This is a genomic window from Kitasatospora sp. NPDC001225 (genome assembly GCF_053597855.1).
The window spans coordinates 59,174-75,494 of the sequence record NZ_JBSFJC010000009.1; the positions used below are offsets into that span (position 1 = coordinate 59,174).

The window sequence follows — 16,321 nt, forward strand, 5'->3', positions numbered from 1 at the left end:
GGCGGCCGACGCGGGTGGCGGAACCGGGCGGCGGGCGGTGGCGTCCTTGCGGGCAGAGCGGACGGGACGGGGCCGTCGCGCCTTGGACGGGAAGGGATGCCGGATGAGCATCGTCGCGTGGATCGTGCTGGGCCTGCTGGCGGGTGCGCTGGCCAAGCTGCTGCTGCCGGGGAAGGACCCGGGCGGCCTGATCGTGACCACCCTGATCGGCATCGCCGGCTCCTTCGTCGGCGGCTGGATCGCGTCGCACTTCATGCACCGCTCGATCTCCGCGCACTTCTTCGACGCGGCGACCTGGGTGTCGGCGATCGGCGGCGCCCTGGTGCTGCTGATCGCCTACCGGCTGCTGTTCGGCAACTCGCGCCGCTGACGGAATGGTTCGGTGCGGCCCCGGCGTGCGGGAGACGGCGGGGCGTGCCGGGGGAGGAGTTCCGCCGACCGGTACGACGGCGCCCGGATGGCCGGTTCGAACCGGTCCTTGCCGGTGCTGGAACGGTGCGAGGCCCTCGTACGTCCTTCCGAACGGGACCCGGGGGCTCGACGGGGTCGCCACACCGATGACGCAAGGGGCGGCGGATGAGCTGGATGGCGTGGATCGTGCTGGGCCTGGTGTCGGGGACACTGGCCAGGATGGCGATGTCGAGGGGGGAGCGCGGTCTGATCGGCAGCACCCTGATCGGCATCACCGGCTCCTACATCGGCACCTGGATCGTCTCGCACTGGATGCACGGGACGGTGAAGGTGAGCTTCCTCGACGTCACGACCTGGGTGTCGGCGATCGGCGGCGCCATGGTCCTGCTCTTCGGCTACAAGGTGCTCCGCTTCCTTGCCCGGCGCTGACCATCTGGTGCTGACGGCTCGATGCTGATGGCTCGGCACTGACGGCTCGGTGCTGACCGCCGGGCTCTGAAGCCGGGCGGTCAGCATCCGGCACCGCCCGGTTACCGGTCGGCGGTCCGGGACGCCTCGGCGACCCAGCCCGGGAGTGGCTCGCGCGCGGCGAGCCAGCCGGGCGGCACGCCCGCGAGCCCGGTCCGGGCGGCGGCCACACCGGCGGCGATGGCGCAGGTGGTGTCCTTGTCGCCCCAGCCCTCCAGGGTGTTCCAGACGGTCTCCGGCAGCGCGTCCAGGTGCCCGGCCGCGGACCAGAGGGCGAACGGCACGGTGTCCGCGGCGGAGATCAGCGCTCCCGAGCCGAGCACGGTGGCGGCGTGCCGGACGCTGGTGTGCTCGGGCATCCGGGCGGCGATCCGGAGCCCGGAGCGGACCTCGCTGTCCGGCAGCCGTCCGGCGATCTCGGTCAGCAACTCGGCCCGGCCGGGCGGGTTTCCGCCCCGGCTCCGGACCGCCAGCGCAGCCGCGAGCGCGACCGCCACCGCACCGGCGACGGCCTCCGGGTGGAAGTGGGTGGTGAGCGCCTGCAGTTCGGCCTGCCGGACCACCGCGTCGAGGTCCTCGGCGAACCAGGCGCCCAGCGGCGCGACCCGCATCGCGGCGCCGTTCCCGTGCGAGCCCTGACCCTCGAACTGGGCCGCGGTGATGGCGCGCCAGTCCCCGCCGGCGCCGATCCCGCGCAGGACCCGGTGCATCGACGGGCCGTACTTGCGCCCGTACTCGCGGGCGTACTCGGCGGCGAACCCCCGGGCGAGCGCGTCCGGTCGGACCTCGCCCGCGTCGAGCAGGTGGCGGACCAGCACGAGCGCCATGGCGGTGTCGTCGGTCCAGTGCCAGGGTGCGGGCCGGACCAGCCGGGCGGTGAGCGCGGCGGGCGCCTCGTCCAGCGGGACCGAGAACCACCGGTCGCCGAAGGCGTCGCCGAGGGCGAGTCCTTCCAGGCTGTCCAGGACCGGGCGGGCCGCACGCATGTCATCCTCCGTGTGAGATCAACTGTGTGCGGCAGTCTGCCGGACGGGCGGGGCGCCGGCGAGCGGTTATTCCTCCGCTCGCCGGCGCCACATCTGCTGACGGTTCGTCACTTCGCCTTCAGGCCGCCGAGGACGAGCTTCCAGACGGCGTCGAACCGGTCGTCGACGTCGGGGGTGGACCAGGTGGACGCGTAGGCCGGGTCGTGGAAGGGGCCGGTCGCGTCGAAGACGGCGCGGGCGGTGTTGCGGATGTGGGCGAGCTTGAACTCCTTGGTCTCGATGCCCTCCGCCACCATCCGCGCGATCTGGTCGACCAGGGTGTCGACGTGGGTGTCCACCAGGCCGCTGTTCTCCTCGACCAGCACCATGTAGGTGGCGAACAGCTCCGGGTCGTCCAGCGCCTTCTTCCGCTTGGCCGTGAACAGCGCCGTCAGCCACCGCTGCAGCCGCTCGGAGGCGGGGCCGCCCTCGTTGGAGACGGTCGACAGCTCGTGGTGCGCCTGGTCGAGCCAGCGCTGGGTGACCGCCTCGCGCAGCGCGGCCTTGCTGGGGAAGTGGCGGTAGACGCTGCTGTGGCTGACGCCGAGGATGCGGGCGACGTCCACGACGGTGGCCTTGGCCGGGCCGAACCGCCGGAGGACGTCCTCCGCCGCGCTCAGGATCTGCTCGGCGGTGAGTGTGGTGTCCGTGGTCACGGGGAGGTCCGTCCTTAGGTCGTGCGGTCGGGTCGTGCGGCGATGGCGCCGGTGGTGCGGCGACGGCGCTGGTGGTGCGGTCAGCGCTCGCTGTCCAGGTGGGCCATCTGTGCGGCAGCGTACCGGTCACCGGCGGCGGAGCCGGCGGGTACGGCGGCCTCGACGGCGGCGAGGTCGGCCTCGGTCAGCGCGACGTCGAGGGCGCCGAGGGCCTCGGTCAGGCGGTCCCGGCGGCGGGCCCCGATCAGCGGGACGACGTCCTGACCGCGGGAGGCCACCCAGGTGATGGCGACCTGGGCGACGGTGGCGCCCCGTGCGGCGGCGATCTCGCGCAGGGCCTCGACCAGCGCCAGGTTGTGGGCCAGGTTCTCGCCCTGGAAGCGCGGGCTGTGGCTGCGGAAGTCGGTCCCGGCGAGGGCGCGTTCCCGGTCCCAGTGGCCGCCGAGCAGGCCGCGGGAGAGCACGCCGTACGCGGTGATGCCGATGCCGAGCTCGCGGGCGGCGGGCAGGACGGCGGCCTCGATCGAGCGGGAGAGCAGCGAGTACTCGATCTGGAGGTCGCTGATCGGGTGGACGGCGGCGGCCCGGCGCAGGGTGTCGGCGCCGACCTCGGAGAGCCCGATGTGGCGGACGTAGCCGGCCTGCACCAGGTCGGCGATGGCGCCGACGGTCTCCTCGACCGGGACGCCAGGGTCCAGGCGGGCCGGGCGGTAGACGTCGACGTGGTCGGTGCGCAGGCGGCGCAGGGTGTAGGCGAGCGCCGTCTTGGTGGTGGCGGGGCTCGCGTCGTAGCCGAGCCACTGGCCGTCGGGGCCGCGCTGGGCGCCGAACTTCACGCTGATCTGCACGCTCTCGCGGTCGCGGCCGCGCAGCGCCTCGTGGATCAGCAGCTCGTTGTGGCCCATGCCGTAGAAGTCGCCGGTGTCGAGGAGGGTGACCCCGGCGTCGAGGGCGGCGTGGATGGTGGCGATGCTCTCGGCCTCGTCGGCCGGGCCGTACAGGTCGGACATGCCCATGCAGCCGAGGCCGAGGGTCGAGGTGACCGGTCCGGTGGTGCCGAGGGTGCGCCGGGCGGGGCGGGTGTGGGAGGACACGGGTGACTCCAAGGGGGCGGGTGCGGTGCCGGAAGGGGCAGGAGCAGGGTGACCCGGGTCTCACTGTGACACGACAGCGAACAGATTTCAAAATCTGTTCGCTGTCGTCTGTTATCTGAAAGTTGAAATCTGTCGACTGTCATTTGTTCGGCGGACGGGCGGGTGGGCGGACATGCGGTCGGTCGGTCGGTCGGTCGGTCGGTCGGGCGGGCGGACGGGCGGGCGGGCGACTGCGGCATGGCGGCAGACGCCCGCGCCGAAGCCGACATCAGTCGGCGACCCGGCTCCGGTTCTCGTACGCGAGGTCGGTGTACTCAGGGTGGCGGAGCATCCAGCCCTTGATGAAGGGGCAGGTGGCCAGCACGGACAGGCCGCGGGCGCGGGCGTCGTCCAGGGCGGCGCGGGCCAGCGCGCTGCCGATGCCCCGGCCCTCGAAGGCGGGCTCGACCACGGTGTGCGGATAGACCACCAGCTGGTCGCTGCGCAGGTACTCGGCGAAGCCCGCCGGCTTGCCGTCCTCCCAGGCCTCGAAGCGGTTCCGGGCTTCCACGTCACGTACCGAGATGGTCATCGCGGCTCCTCACTGCGGGAGAGTCGGAGCCGGGCCCGGCCCCGGTCCATCATCGGGGGAGCGGGGCCGCCCCGCCCGCCGATCCGGTTGCCGTGTCCGTGGCGGTCGTCGTGGTCGGTGCCTTGTCCGGGGGCGCTGGTTCGACCGCCGGCCCGACGGCGGGTTCGACAGCGGGGCTCCCGGCCGACGCCCAGGTCTCGCGGCCGCCCGGCGACCGCAGCAGGCAGGCGCGGGCGGGCGGCACATTGCGCCACACCGTGCGCTCGCCCAGCCCGTACGCCTGCTCGAACCGCCGCAGCAGCCGGACCACCGCCCGGTGGCGGGCGCCCCGGCGGGGGCCGGAGGTGAGGCTGCGCGCCGTCGTCGTGCCGAGGTACCCGAAGTACGTCAGCTCGCCGCCGGGCGCCAGCAGCCGCAGGTAGAGGTCGAGGATGTCGCGCACCTGTGCGGGCTCGAAGTTGGTGAACGGCAGCCCGGACACGATCACGTCGTACCGCTGCCCGCGGTCCTCCGCCCGGGCCCCTTCCGGCGCCGGTCGACGGCACTCCGGCAGCTCCTCGACCCGGCAGGCCGACAGTCGCAGGCCGACCCCGGGGTGGCGTGCGGCGAGGACCGGGTCCTCCCGCAGCCGTTCGGCGAACCGCGGGTTGGCCTCGACGACGTGCAACCGGTCGCCCGGGCGCAGCACTTGGGCCAGTCGGCGGGTGACCACGCCGGTGCCGGCGCCGACCTCCAGCACCGAGATCGGACGGTTCGGGCGGCTGGTGACCGGTACCACCAGGGCGTTCACCAGCTCCGGGCCGCTCGGGGCCAGCGCGCCGGTGTCGTGGAAGGTGCGCAGGGCCTCGGCGAGGAACAGCAGGTGGTCGCCGCCGACGGGCGAACTGTACAGGGGGGAAGGGGAGTCCGGACGGTGGTGGAGCCGTTCGTTGGTCATGCCGTCGACGCTAGGCAGGGCGGAGCCGCCGCGAATCGGCCGGTCAGCGGCGCCGACCCCCGACGAAAGTCGAGGGTGCGGTTACCCGGAAGACAGAGGCGCTCCGCGGCCGAGTGCCCCTAGCATCGAGCCCGAGGTGCCCAAGGGCGGACGTACGGAAGGCTTTCGGGCCGAGGAGAGCGGAAAGGAGGAGCACCATGCGCCGGAGTGTGCTCGGCTGGTACGGGCCGGACCACCGGGCCGGGACGGACACGTTGCTGCTGCTCGGCCTGCTCGGCCTGACCATCGAGGAGGCCCTGGCCCAGTGGACGCAGACCGACGGTCCGCTGCGCCTGCCGCGCACGGTCGTCGCCGCGCTCGCCGCGGTCTCGCTCTTCTTCGCCCGCCGCCACCCGGTGGCCTCGGCCGTGCTACCGGTGCTCACGGGCGGGCTGTTCAACCGGGCCGTCCCCGGCCTGTTCAGCGTCTTCCACCTCGCCTACCTCGGCCGGCCGGGCCTGGCGATGGCGGGCGGCTCGGTCATCGCGGTGGCCAGTGCGGTGGGTGTGGACTCACTGGTCGGCCGGGCGGGTACCGCCGGGTCCCAACTCCTGGTCCAGGCCGCCACGATGGCGGTCGGCCTGTGGCTGCGGGGCAGACGGGTGCTGATCCGCACCCTGCACGAGCAGGTCGACGCGCTGCGCCGCGAGCGCGAGCTGCGCGCCGAGCAGGCCCGGTCCGCCGAACGGGCCCGGATCGCCCGGGAGATGCACGACGTGCTGGCCCACCGGCTCAGCCTCCTGGTCCTGCACGCCGGGGTGCTGCGCGACCAGGCCAGGGCCGGCACCGTCGCCGACGACCCCGACCGGCTCACCCACCGCCTCGAGCTGCTGCGCACCACCGCCGCCCGGTCGCTCGACGACCTGCGCGACGTCCTTGGCGCGCTGCGGGCCGACCCGTCGGCCCCGCCCGCCACGGGAGGAGAGCCGTCCGTGCCCGTCGAGGCCGGGCGCGTCCCGGCGCCCGCACTGCGCGACCTCACCGAGCTCGTCGGCGAGGCGACCCAGGCCGGCCAACGGGTCGAACTCACCCTCTCCGGGGAGCCGGAGAGCATCCCGACCACGCACCGGCTGGCCGTGCACCGGCTGGTGCAGGAGGCGCTGACCAACGCCCGCAAGCACGCGCACGCCGCGCCCGTCACCGTACGGGTCGGCTACGGGGCGCCGGCGACGACGGTCGAGGTCCGCAACGGCCCGGGCGAGGCGCCGTTGGGCGGGCCGGGCACCGGTGGCGGGTACGGGCTGGTGGGGCTGGCCGAACGGGTCGGCGCCCTCGGCGGCCACTTCGACGCCGGTCCGGACGGTGGCGGCGGCTTCCGGCTCGCCGCCCGGTTACCCGCGCCGGACCGCCCGCCGCAGGCGGTGCCGGAGGAGGCTTCCGCCCGGCTCCGTGGCGACGGTCCGGATCCACAGTCGGCGCGCGCGGTGGCGCACCCCGGGCGGGCGTCGCCGCGGCCGGAGCGGGGGAAGGGGACGCCAGGGGCGCGGCAATCGCAGGAAGGGGCGCAGGGGGCGCGAGGAGTGAAGCAGTCGGAGCCACCGAAGCAACCGAAGCGACCGGAGGAACCGACGCAGCCGAACCAATCGACGCAAGCGACGCAACCGACGCGGGCGAAGCACGTTGAGCAGGAACCGAAGCCGCAGCCGAAGGACGCCGCATGATCCGAACAATGGTGGTCGACGACGACGCGCTGGTCCGTCTCGGCCTGGTCGACCTCCTGGCCCAGGACCCGGAGCTCACCGTGGTCGCCGAGGCCGCCGATGGGTTGCAGGCCGTCGAGCTCGCCGCCGGTCGGCGGATCGACGTCGTGCTGATGGACATCCGGATGCCCCGGCTCGACGGGATCGCCGCCACCCGGCGGCTGCGCGAACTCCCCGACGGTCCGCGGGTCATCGCCCTCACCACCTTCGACCTGGACGAGTACGTGTACCAGGCGCTCGCGGCCGGGGCGGACGGTTTCCTGCTGAAGGACACCCCGCCCGCGGAGATCGCCCGGGCCGTCCATGTCGTCGCCGGCGGCCAGGGGATGCTGCACCCGGCGGCCGCTCGGCGGCTGATCGACCGCTACCACCGGGTCGGGGCGCCCCGGTCGGTGGCCGCCCGCAGCCGGGCCGCCGGACTCACCCCGCGGGAGACGGACGTACTGCGCGAACTCGCCGACGGGCTCTCCAATGCCGAGATCGCCGGTGTGCTCGGGATGCGCGAGAGCACGGTCAAGGCGCACGTCAGTCGGATCCTGACCGGGCTCGGAGTCGCCAACCGGGTCCAGGCGGCGCTGCTCGCACGCGACGCCGGGCTGATGGGCGACGGCTGCTGAGGACGGACGGCTGGGATCGGCCGGGCCCGGGTTCGGGTGCCGGGGTGCCCGGGTGCCGATCGGTCGTGCACCCGCGGGTACGGTCGCGAACGTTCGCGCACGCGCATATCCGGGCGCTGTCCCGCTGTTCCAGGGTGCCGCCCTGTCGTGCCAGGGGTTGCAGCCGAAGCACGTCGGGGCTCGGCGGGGCTCGGTGGGGCACATCGGGGCACGGCATCGGCCGGTGTTCACCTTGGCGTTCCCCGGACGTTCCTCCGGAGTCGGGGCGGACGTCGAAGCGGGCTTCCATGAGCCGCCGCGTGCTCCCGGTTCGTATCGCGTGCTGAGCCGCTGTCACCCATCCGGCGTGGAAATGCCGTGCCTTGGCCGTTTGCGCTGCCGAACTCGGGCGGCGGGTCCATGGTGGAGATGGGCGCGATCCGGCGACCGCGTCCGCGCGCCGATCCAGGCCCGCGCGCCGAGCGCCCGCGCCGAAAGCGGACGGGTGTTGTCCGAAGCGGGGCCCGGTACCGGCACGCTGGGAACAGGGCCACCTCGCAGGAAACCGAACGGTTCTTCTAGGCTCACATCTCGGCTTCCCTGCGGCGGTCCGGCCACTGCGCCCACCGCCACGAAGCCGCCGTCCACGGGGCTCCGGGCGGACCGGGGCCACCGGATCGAGCGAGGAGGACGCACATGCCAAGCACGCCGCCCAACCGTTCCACCGTACTTGGGCCAGACAGGCCGATTCGGTGGGCCGCTCATCATCCCGGTCGGCCGGTGCGGTCCGGCCGGGCCTGGTACCCGGGCGGGAGCGGTCGGCCGGCACGGCCGCTGTATACCGGCGGCGGCCGCGGAGGCGAGCGTTGAGTCCCCAGATCGTCGGGTCGCCCGCCGCACCGGGCGCCGCCGCGGAACCCGCCCCGACATCGGTCGCCGTCCCGGCCGCCACCGACGGTGAGGCCCTGGCCGCCGCCACGGCCACTGCGACCACCGCCGCCGCTACCGCCGCTACCACCACCAACGGCACCGCCGCCGGCACCGCAACTGCCGCTGCGGATCCGGGCACTACGGTCTCGGCCCCTGCGCTTCCCGCCGCTTCGGTCCAGGCCACTGCGGCTGCCTCCGGTGCCGCGAAGACCGTCGTGGCCAAGGTGGCCGTCACCACGACCGCAGCCGCCAAGTCCGCCCTCACGAAATCCGCCCTCACCAAACCCGTCGTCGCGAAGGCCGCGGCGGCGAAGAGCCCCGTGACGAAGAGCCCTGTGACGAAGAACGTCGTGGCGAAGAACGTCGTCGCGAAGCCCGCGACGGGCCCGGCCGCCACCGCCTCCCACGGGGCCGCCGCCGTCACCACGGCGCTGCCCGGTGTGCCGCAGGCGCTCAGCACCCGGGCCCGCACCCTCGCCGGGGCCGTCCGGCGTCGCTGCGTCGACCTGGCGCGGATCGAGTCGCCCAGTGGGGACGCCCCCAGACTCGACGCGCTCGCCGAGGAGTTGGCGGCCGGCTTCTGTGCCACCGGTGCCACCGCCCGGCGCGAGCCCGGACCGGCCGGCGACCACCTCGTACTGGAGTGGGAGGGTCGGGACGAGTCCCTGCCGCACCTGCTGATCGTCGGGCACCACGACACCGTGTGGCCGGTCGGCACCCTCGCGGACTGGCCGGTGACGGAGGAGGACGGTCGGCTCACCGGGCCCGGCGTGGTCGACATGAAGGGCGGACTCGCCATCCTGGAGGGGGCGTTGTCGCTGCTCGCGGACCTGGGTGAGCGCCCGCACCGGACCGTCCGCCTGGTCGTGGTCTCCGACGAGGAGGTGGGCAGCCCCGACGGACGCCGCCTGGTCGAGCGCCAGCTGCGCGGAGCCGCCGCGGTCCTGGGTCTCGAACCGCCGCACCCCGACGGTCGGTTGAAGACCGCGCGGCGCGGCAGCACCCGGGTGCGGCTCACCGTGACCGGCCGCGAGGCGCACGCGGGCAACGACGCCCACGACGGGGTGTCCGCGGTCGACGAGCTGGTGGACCAGCTCGTGCTGGTGCGCGACCTCGCCGGTCAGCCCGGCACCGAGCTCAACGCCGGTCGGATCAGCGGTGGTTCGCGCGCCAACGTGGTCGCCGGCCGGGCCGAGGCCGAGCTGGGGCTGCGCTTCGCCACCGTCGAGGCGCAGCGCCGTACGCTGGACAACCTCGCCCGGCTCACCGCGCTGCGTCCGGGCGCCCGGGTCCGTACGGAGGTGCTGTCCAGCCGTCCGGCCTGGCCCGAGCGGACCGGCAACCCGCTGTTGCGGCACGTGCGTTCGCTCGCCGCGGTGCTCGGGCAGCAGTTGGACGGCGCTCCGGCGGGCGGGGCGGGGGACACCAACCTGCCGGGCTCGCGCGGGCTTCCGACCCTGGACGGCTTCGGCGCGGTGGGCGCCGGGGCCCACGCCCGGCACGAGCACATCCGGGTCGACCAGATCGCTCCCCGGATCGCCCTGCTGGCGGCGCTGCTCGCGGTGCCGCTGCCGCGACTGCGCGACCGCGCGGAGGGCTGAGCCGGTGGTGAGCCGCTGACGGCCGGGAGCCGGTCGCCGGTCGCCGGCCCCCGGCAGTCGGCGGCGGCGAACGTAGAACGGCGGACAGCGGACAGCGGACGGCGGACGGCGAACGTAGAGCAGCGAACAGAGAACAGAAGACAGCCGACGGATAACAGCTGACAGATTTCAGAATCTGTCAGCTGTTATCCGTTGCGCACCTTGCCATCCCTCAGCCCCTCCGCGCAGAATGGTACCGACCGAACGGTCAGTCGGTTGGTCGGTGCTCCAGGCGACCGACCGGGCAGGACACGAGAGGGGACTGTGGTGACAGCAGAGGTGGCCGAGACGGTCCCCGCGCAGACGCTGGAGGACCGGTTCGAGGCGGTCGTCGCCGCCGAGCAGCGGATCGAGCCCAGGGACTGGATGCCCGACGCCTACCGGGCCACCCTGATCCGCCAGATCGCCCAGCACGCCCACTCCGAGATCATCGGCATGCAGCCCGAGGGCAACTGGCTGACCCGGGCCCCGTCCCTGCGCCGCAAGGCCATCCTGCTCGCCAAGGCCCAGGACGAGGCCGGCCACGGCCTCTACCTCTACGCCGCCGCCGAGACCCTGGGCGTCGACCGCGCCGAGCTCACCGAGAAGCTGATCTCCGGCCGCCAGAAGTACTCCTCGATCTTCAACTACCCGACTCTCACCTTCGCCGACGTCGGCGTGATCGGCTGGCTGGTGGACGGCGCCGCGATCTGCAACCAGGTCCCGCTCTGCCGCTGCAGCTACGGCCCGTACGCCCGCGCGATGGTGCGGATCTGCAAGGAGGAGTCCTTCCACCAGCGCCAGGGCTACGAGCTCCTGATGACGCTGATGCGCGGCACCGAGGCCCAGCGCCGGATGGTCCAGGACGCGGTGGACCGCTGGTGGTGGCCGTCGCTGATGATGTTCGGCCCCTCGGACGCCGACTCGCCGAACACCGCCCGCTCGATGGCCTGGCGGATCAAGCGGCACAGCAACGACGAGCTGCGCCGGCGCTTCGTCGACATGACCGTCCCGCAGGCCGAGCACCTGGGCGTCACCCTCCCGGACCCCGAGCTGAGCTGGAACGAGGAGCGCGGCGGCTGGGACTTCGGCGAGCCGGACTGGTCCGAGCTGACCAGGGTCATCCACGGCCAGGGCCCCTGCAACGCCCAGCGGGTCGAACGCCGCCGCACCGCCCACGAGGACGGTGCCTGGGTGCGCGAGGCGGCCGTCGCCTACGCGGCCAAGCGCGCGGCCGAGGCCGCCGGGCCCACGGAAGCCACCGAAGCCACCGAAGCCACCAATGTGACCGAACAGGAGAACGGAAAGTGACCGACCCCCAGGTTGGCTCCCCGTCCGGGTCCGAGGCCGGGTCCGAGGCCGGGTCCGAGGCCGGGTCCGAGGCCGGGTCCGAGGCCGGGCCCAAGGCCGGGCCCGAGGCCGGTTCCAAAGCCGGTCCCAAGGCCGGCTGGCCGCTGTACGAGGTGTTCGTGCGTCCCCGGCGCGGGCTGAACCACGTCCACGTCGGCTCGCTGCACGCCGCCGACGACCGGATGGCCCTGCTCGCCGCCCGCGACCTGTACACCCGCCGCAACGAGGGCGTGAGCCTCTGGGTGGTCCGCTCGGACGCGATCACCGCCTCCACCCCGGACGAGCGCGACCCCTTCTTCGAGCCCAGCGGCGACAAGGTCTACCGCCACCCGACCTTCTACGACATCCCCGAGGATGTCCCGCACATCTGACGGGGGAGCCACCGTGCACGACCACACCACCTCCACCACCTCCACCGCCGGCACCGGCCAGGACGACCACGTCTACCTCAGCCTCGCCGACGCCGCCCCCGGCCCCGAGGGCGAGGGCCGCTGGGCGTACGGGACGGGCTTCGCCGATCCCCTGCTCGGCGTGGACACCGCGCTGCCCCCCGGTCTGGACGGCGCCGACCTCGCCGCCTACTGCCAGATGCTGGGCGACGACGCCCTGGTCCTCGCGCAGCGGCTGATCGAGTGGTGCACCCGGGCGCCCGAGCTGGAGGAGGAGGTCGCGCTCGCCAACCTGGGCCTCGACCTGCTCGGCCAGGCCCGCCTGCTGCTCACCCGGGCCGGTCAGGCGGACGGTACCGGCCGCACCGAGGACGACCTGGCGTACTGGCGGGAGGAGCACGAGTTCCGCAACGTCCGCCTGGTGGAGGCCCCGAACGGCGACTTCGCGTACTCGATCGCCCGGCTGCTGCTGTTCGCCACCGCGCGCGGCGCCCTGTACGAGGCGCTGAGCGCGCACCCCGACCCGGTGCTGGCCGCGGTCGCGGCCCGGGGCGTCAAGGAGCTGGCCTACCACCGGGAGTACGCCACCGCCTGGACCCTGCGCCTGGGCGACGGCACGCCGTACTCCGCCGGGCGGATGCAGGCCGGGGTGGACGCGGTCTGGCCGCTGCTGGAGGAGCTGTTCACGGCGCACCCGGTGGAGCTGCGGGCGGGCGTCGACCCGGCGGCCCTGCGCGAACCGGTGTTGCGCTCGCTCGGCGCCGTTCTCGCCGAGGCCGGGCTGACCGTGCCGGACGTACCGCCGCTGGCCACCGTCCTCGGCCTGGCCGGCCGGGACGGTGTGCACACCGAGGCGCTCGGCCCGCTGCTCGCCGAGTTCCAGGTGCTGGCCCGCGCCCACCCGGGGGCGACGTGGTGACCGGCGACGTCGTGACGGGCCCGGGGCCGACGGGCACCGCGGACCCGATGGCCCGCGAGCTGGCCTGGGCGGTCGCCGCGGCCGTGCCGGACCCGGAGCTGCCCATGCTCACCCTGGCCGACCTGGGCGTCCTCGCCGAGGTTGGGGTGGACGGCGGCAGCGGCACGGTGACCGTCTGGCTGACCCCGACCTACTCGGGCTGCCCCGCCGTCGCCGAGATGGCCGCCGACGTGGACCGCCGGCTGCGCGCGGCCGGGTACCCGGACGTCCGGGTGCGGCTGCGGTTGGACCCGCCGTGGTCCACCGACCTGATCACCGCCGAGGGCCGTCGCAAGCTCGCCGAGGCGGGCATCGCCCCGCCGCGCCCGACCGCCGCCGTCGCCGTCGCCGCGGCCGGACCGGTGGCGCTCACCCTCGGCCCCACTCGCATCGGAACCGCGACCGCGCCCACCACCCTGGCCGCGCCGAGGACCGCCGCCGCGCCCCCCGTGCCGTGCCCGCGCTGCGGCGACGCAGACACGGAGGAGCTGTCCCGCTTCGGTTCCACCGCCTGCAAGGCGCTCTGGCGCTGCCGGGCCTGCCGCGAGCCGTTCGAACGCGTCAAGGAGATCTGAATGCCCGCCGCTTCCTCCGCCGCTCCCGCCTCCTCCGCCGCCGGGTCCGCCCCCGACGCCGAGGGGACCGGCATCCGCCCCGCCCGCCGCCCGACCTTCCACCGGCTGCGGATCGACCGGGTCGAGCGGCTCTGCGAGGACGCCGTCGCGGTGACCTTCGCGGTGCCGGTCGGGCTGGCGGAGGAGTACGCCTTCCGCCCCGGGCAGACCCTGACCCTGCGCAAGCTGGTGGACGGCACCGACGAGCGCCGCTCGTACTCGATCTGCGCCCCGGTCGGCGGGCCGCTGCGGATCGCCGTCCGGGAGGTGCCCGGCGGGCTGTTCTCACGCTGGCTGGTGCGCGAGGCGAAGCCGGGCGAGGAGGTGGAGGTGCTGACGCCGTCCGGCCTGTTCACCCCCGAGCTCGGCGTCCCGGCCGACCACGTGCTGCTCGCGGCCGGCTCCGGGATCACCCCGATGCTGTCGATCGCCGGCTCCGTGCTCGCGGCCGACCGCAGCTCCACCGTCACCCTGCTCTACGGCAACCGGCGCAGTGACAGCGTGATGTTCGCGGACGAGCTGGCCGACCTGAAGGACCGCTACCTCGACCGCTTCCAGCTGGTCCACGTGCTCTCCCGGGAGACCAGGGACGCCGAACTGCTCAGCGGCCGGCTGGACCCGGAGCGGGTACGCGCGCTGCTGGCGGCGCTGGTGGACGTCGGGAGCGTCGGGCACTGGTGGCTGTGCGGCCCGTTCGGCATGGTCGTGGGGGCGAAGGACCTGCTCGCCGAGCTGGACGTGCCGGGCGAGCGGGTGCACCAGGAGCTGTTCCACGCCGAGGACGAGCCGCTCCCGGAGCGCGACGAGGACTGGGACCGGACGGACGCCTCGTCCGGCGGCTCCGCCGACGGCGTGTCGGGCCCGCGGAGCGAGGTCACGGTCGTCCTCGACGGCCGCGGCAGCACGCTCTGCCTCCCGCGCGACCGCTCGATCCTGGACGGCGCCCAGCGCTCCCGCCCCGACCTGCCGTTCGCCTGCAAGGGCGGAGTGTGCGGCACCTGCCGCGCCCTGGTCACCGAGGGCGAGGTGGAGATGCGCCGCAACTTCGCGCTGGAGGAGAAGGAGCTGGCCGCCGGCTACGTCCTCACCTGCCAGGCCCGGCCGCTCACCGACCGGGTGACCGTGGACTACGACCGCTGAGCGGGCCACCACCGCCCGCCGACCGGATCACGATCGCCGAGCCTCAGACGGTGGCGGGCTCCATGACCGGGTTACCGGGCGTCGGGCTCCCGACCCTCGGGCCGGCGATCGTCGGGCTCGCGACCGTCGGGCCGGAGATCGTCGGCCGCCCGGGCACCGGGTCCCCGAGCAGCTTGACGAGGTCGTTGACGGCTGCCCGCCCGGCCCGGTTGGCGCCGACGGTGCTGGCGGACGGGCCGTAGCCGACCAGGTGGACGCGGGGGTCGGCGGTGGCCCGGGTGCCGGTGAGCGCGATGCCGCCGCCGGGGGAGCGCAGCCCGAGCGGAGCGAGGTGCCCGACCTCGGGCCGGAAGCCGGTCGCCCAGACGATCGCGTCCACGGTCAGCTCCTCGTCGCCCCAGGCGACCCCGTGCTCGGTCAGGCGGTCGAACATCGGTCGGCGGTGCAGCGCGCCCAGTTCCTCGGCGCGCCGGTAGGCAACGGACGGGCCGAGCCCGGTCACGCTCACCACGCTGCGCGGCGGCAGCCCCTGCCGGACCCGCTCCTCGACCCTGGCGACCACCGCGCGCCCGTACTCGGGGGTGAACGGCCCGTCGTGGTAGACGGGCTCGGAACGGGTGACCCACACCGTCTCGCCGACCGCGGCGACCTCCGACAGCACCTGGACCGCCGAGGCGCCGCCGCCCACCACCAGCACCCGCTTGCCCGTGAACTCCTCGGGGCCGCGGTACTCGGCGTAGTGCAGCTGGCGGCCCGCGAAGCGGCCCGGGTAGTGCGGGAGGAACGGGCGGGTCCAGGTGCCGGTGGCGTTGATCAGCGCGCGGGTGGACCAGGTGCCGCGGTCGGTCTCGACCAGCAGCCGGGAGTCCGGGCGCTCGGACTCGGCGCGTACGGCGCGCACCGCGACCGGGCGTACGACCGGGAGCGCGTGCTGCGCCTCGTACGCCGCGAAGTACTCCGGCACCACCTCGCGCGCGGGGGCGTCCGGGTCCGGCGGCGGGAGTTCGGCGTCCGGGAGGTCGTGGACGCCGTGCACGGTGGCCATCCGCAGGGACGGCGAGCGGTACGCCCAGGCACCGCCGGGGACGGCGTTGGCGTCGAGGACGACGAAGCCGCCGTCGACGCCCGTCCGGTGACGGGCGAAGCCGCGGCGGTGCAGGTGGTAGGCGGCGGACAGACCTGCCTGTCCGGCGCCCACCACCAGGACGTCCACCCGTTCCGGAACGCTGTTCGTTGCACCGTAAACAGTCACCCCCGGGAAACATCGGGAGGTCGGCGGGTGTTCCCGCCGGGATTTCGTCCGTGGGACGTGAGAGATGCCGCGTGAACTGCGACGCGGGAACGGGGCGCGTCAGGAGAGGAATGTCACGAGAGGAACGTCAGGAGACCGGGGAGATGACCGCGGCGGTGCCGTAGGCGCAGACCTCGGTACCCACGGCGGCCGCCTCCGTGACGTCGAAGCGCATCATCAGGACGGCGTTGCCGCCGCGCGCCTTGGTCTGCTCGATCAGCCGCTGCATCGCCTCGTTGCGGCTCTCGACCAGGGTCTTCGTCAGACCGCGCAGCTCGCCGCCGACCAGTGACTTCAGACCGGCACCGATCTGGCTGCCGACGTGGCGGCTGCGGACGGTCAGCCCGAAGACCTCGCCGATCACGTGGTCGACCCGGTAACCGGGGATGTCGTTGGTGGTCACGACCAGGACGTCGGCGTTCGGGCCCTGCCCGCCGCCGTACTCGTTGATGTCAGCCATGCGGCTCATCCTGCCAAACTCCTGCGTCCGAGTGACAGCGGCGGGGCCGGGCGGTGGCCGAGAAGGCTCCCGG

Annotated in this window: 17 protein-coding genes; 10 read left to right on the forward strand and 7 right to left on the reverse strand. The window is 74.3% G+C overall.

What is annotated here, in order from left to right; translation table 11 throughout:
• Positions 1-103: 103 nt before the first annotated feature.
• Together ACWDCZ_RS05095 and ACWDCZ_RS05100 are read left to right on the forward strand one after the other, a co-directional pair.
• The gene (locus ACWDCZ_RS05095) at positions 104-370 is read left to right on the forward strand and encodes a GlsB/YeaQ/YmgE family stress response membrane protein (protein ID WP_117491020.1); all 267 of its coding nucleotides are present in this window, start codon (positions 104-106) and stop codon (positions 368-370) included.
• A gap of 206 nt (positions 371-576) precedes the next feature.
• Positions 577-840, forward strand: coding sequence for a GlsB/YeaQ/YmgE family stress response membrane protein (locus ACWDCZ_RS05100; protein WP_063780048.1), 264 nt, complete (start codon positions 577-579; stop codon positions 838-840).
• Positions 841-941: 101 nt separating this feature from the next.
• Here ACWDCZ_RS05100 and ACWDCZ_RS05105 read toward each other — a convergent pair whose 3' ends face one another.
• The 5 genes from ACWDCZ_RS05105 to ACWDCZ_RS05125 all read right to left on the reverse strand — a co-directional run bounded on the left by ACWDCZ_RS05105 (position 942) and on the right by ACWDCZ_RS05125 (position 5,162).
• Complete coding sequence (locus ACWDCZ_RS05105) at positions 942-1,865, reverse strand: ADP-ribosylglycohydrolase family protein (protein ID WP_449815231.1); 924 nt, start codon at positions 1,863-1,865, stop codon at positions 942-944.
• Positions 1,866-1,972: 107 nt separating this feature from the next.
• Positions 1,973-2,560: a TetR family transcriptional regulator gene (locus ACWDCZ_RS05110; protein ID WP_074004228.1), complete on the reverse strand. Its 588-nt coding sequence runs from the start codon at positions 2,558-2,560 to the stop codon at positions 1,973-1,975.
• Positions 2,561-2,640: 80 nt separating this feature from the next.
• Positions 2,641-3,654: an aldo/keto reductase gene (locus tag ACWDCZ_RS05115; RefSeq protein ID WP_449815232.1), complete on the reverse strand. Its 1,014-nt coding sequence runs from the start codon at positions 3,652-3,654 to the stop codon at positions 2,641-2,643.
• Positions 3,655-3,922: 268 nt separating this feature from the next.
• Complete coding sequence (locus ACWDCZ_RS05120; RefSeq protein ID WP_049649718.1) at positions 3,923-4,225, reverse strand: GNAT family N-acetyltransferase; 303 nt, start codon at positions 4,223-4,225, stop codon at positions 3,923-3,925.
• 49 nt (positions 4,226-4,274) lie between these two features.
• Positions 4,275-5,162 (reverse strand): class I SAM-dependent methyltransferase, encoded by an 888-nt coding sequence (locus ACWDCZ_RS05125; RefSeq protein WP_449815233.1) that lies wholly within the window; start codon positions 5,160-5,162, stop codon positions 4,275-4,277.
• A gap of 197 nt (positions 5,163-5,359) precedes the next feature.
• Between ACWDCZ_RS05125 and ACWDCZ_RS05130 the strand changes: the two genes are divergently transcribed.
• The 8 genes from ACWDCZ_RS05130 (at position 5,360) to paaE (ending at position 14,497) form a co-directional block, all read left to right on the forward strand.
• A complete protein-coding gene (locus ACWDCZ_RS05130) occupies positions 5,360-6,862 on the forward strand; it encodes a histidine kinase (RefSeq protein ID WP_449815234.1) in 1,503 nt (500 codons plus the stop codon).
• Positions 6,859-7,518, forward strand: coding sequence for a response regulator (locus ACWDCZ_RS05135; RefSeq protein WP_449815235.1), 660 nt, complete (start codon positions 6,859-6,861; stop codon positions 7,516-7,518). The genes ACWDCZ_RS05130 and ACWDCZ_RS05135 overlap by 4 nt, the downstream gene beginning before the upstream one ends.
• Positions 7,519-8,363: 845 nt before the next feature.
• On the forward strand, positions 8,364-10,028 hold the full coding sequence (locus tag ACWDCZ_RS05140; protein ID WP_449815236.1) for a M20 family metallopeptidase: 1,665 nt from the start codon (positions 8,364-8,366) through the stop codon (positions 10,026-10,028).
• Between the two features lie 318 nt (positions 10,029-10,346).
• The gene (gene paaA / locus ACWDCZ_RS05145; protein ID WP_449815254.1) at positions 10,347-11,357 is read left to right on the forward strand and encodes a 1,2-phenylacetyl-CoA epoxidase subunit PaaA; all 1,011 of its coding nucleotides are present in this window, start codon (positions 10,347-10,349) and stop codon (positions 11,355-11,357) included.
• Between the two features lie 143 nt (positions 11,358-11,500).
• Positions 11,501-11,767 (forward strand): 1,2-phenylacetyl-CoA epoxidase subunit PaaB, encoded by a 267-nt coding sequence (gene paaB, locus ACWDCZ_RS05150; RefSeq protein ID WP_220450137.1) that lies wholly within the window; start codon positions 11,501-11,503, stop codon positions 11,765-11,767.
• Between the two features lie 13 nt (positions 11,768-11,780).
• A complete protein-coding gene (gene paaC, locus ACWDCZ_RS05155) occupies positions 11,781-12,704 on the forward strand; it encodes a 1,2-phenylacetyl-CoA epoxidase subunit PaaC (RefSeq protein ID WP_416873094.1) in 924 nt (307 codons plus the stop codon).
• A 47-nt stretch (positions 12,705-12,751) separates the two neighbouring features.
• Complete coding sequence (paaD, locus tag ACWDCZ_RS05160) at positions 12,752-13,318, forward strand: 1,2-phenylacetyl-CoA epoxidase subunit PaaD (RefSeq protein WP_449815255.1); 567 nt, start codon at positions 12,752-12,754, stop codon at positions 13,316-13,318.
• On the forward strand, positions 13,319-14,497 hold the full coding sequence (paaE, locus tag ACWDCZ_RS05165; protein ID WP_074004236.1) for a 1,2-phenylacetyl-CoA epoxidase subunit PaaE: 1,179 nt from the start codon (positions 13,319-13,321) through the stop codon (positions 14,495-14,497).
• Between the two features lie 43 nt (positions 14,498-14,540).
• Here the strand turns inward: paaE and ACWDCZ_RS05170 are convergent, their stop codons facing one another.
• Entirely contained in the window at positions 14,541-15,749 is a 1,209-nt protein-coding gene (locus ACWDCZ_RS05170; protein WP_449815237.1) for an NAD(P)-binding domain-containing protein, read from the reverse strand.
• Positions 15,750-15,876: 127 nt separating this feature from the next.
• Positions 15,877-16,248 carry a YbjQ family protein gene (locus ACWDCZ_RS05175; RefSeq protein ID WP_049649739.1) on the reverse strand — a complete coding sequence of 124 codons (372 nt, stop codon included), beginning with the start codon at positions 16,246-16,248 and terminating at the stop codon, positions 15,877-15,879.
• Positions 16,249-16,321: the final 73 nt, after the last annotated feature.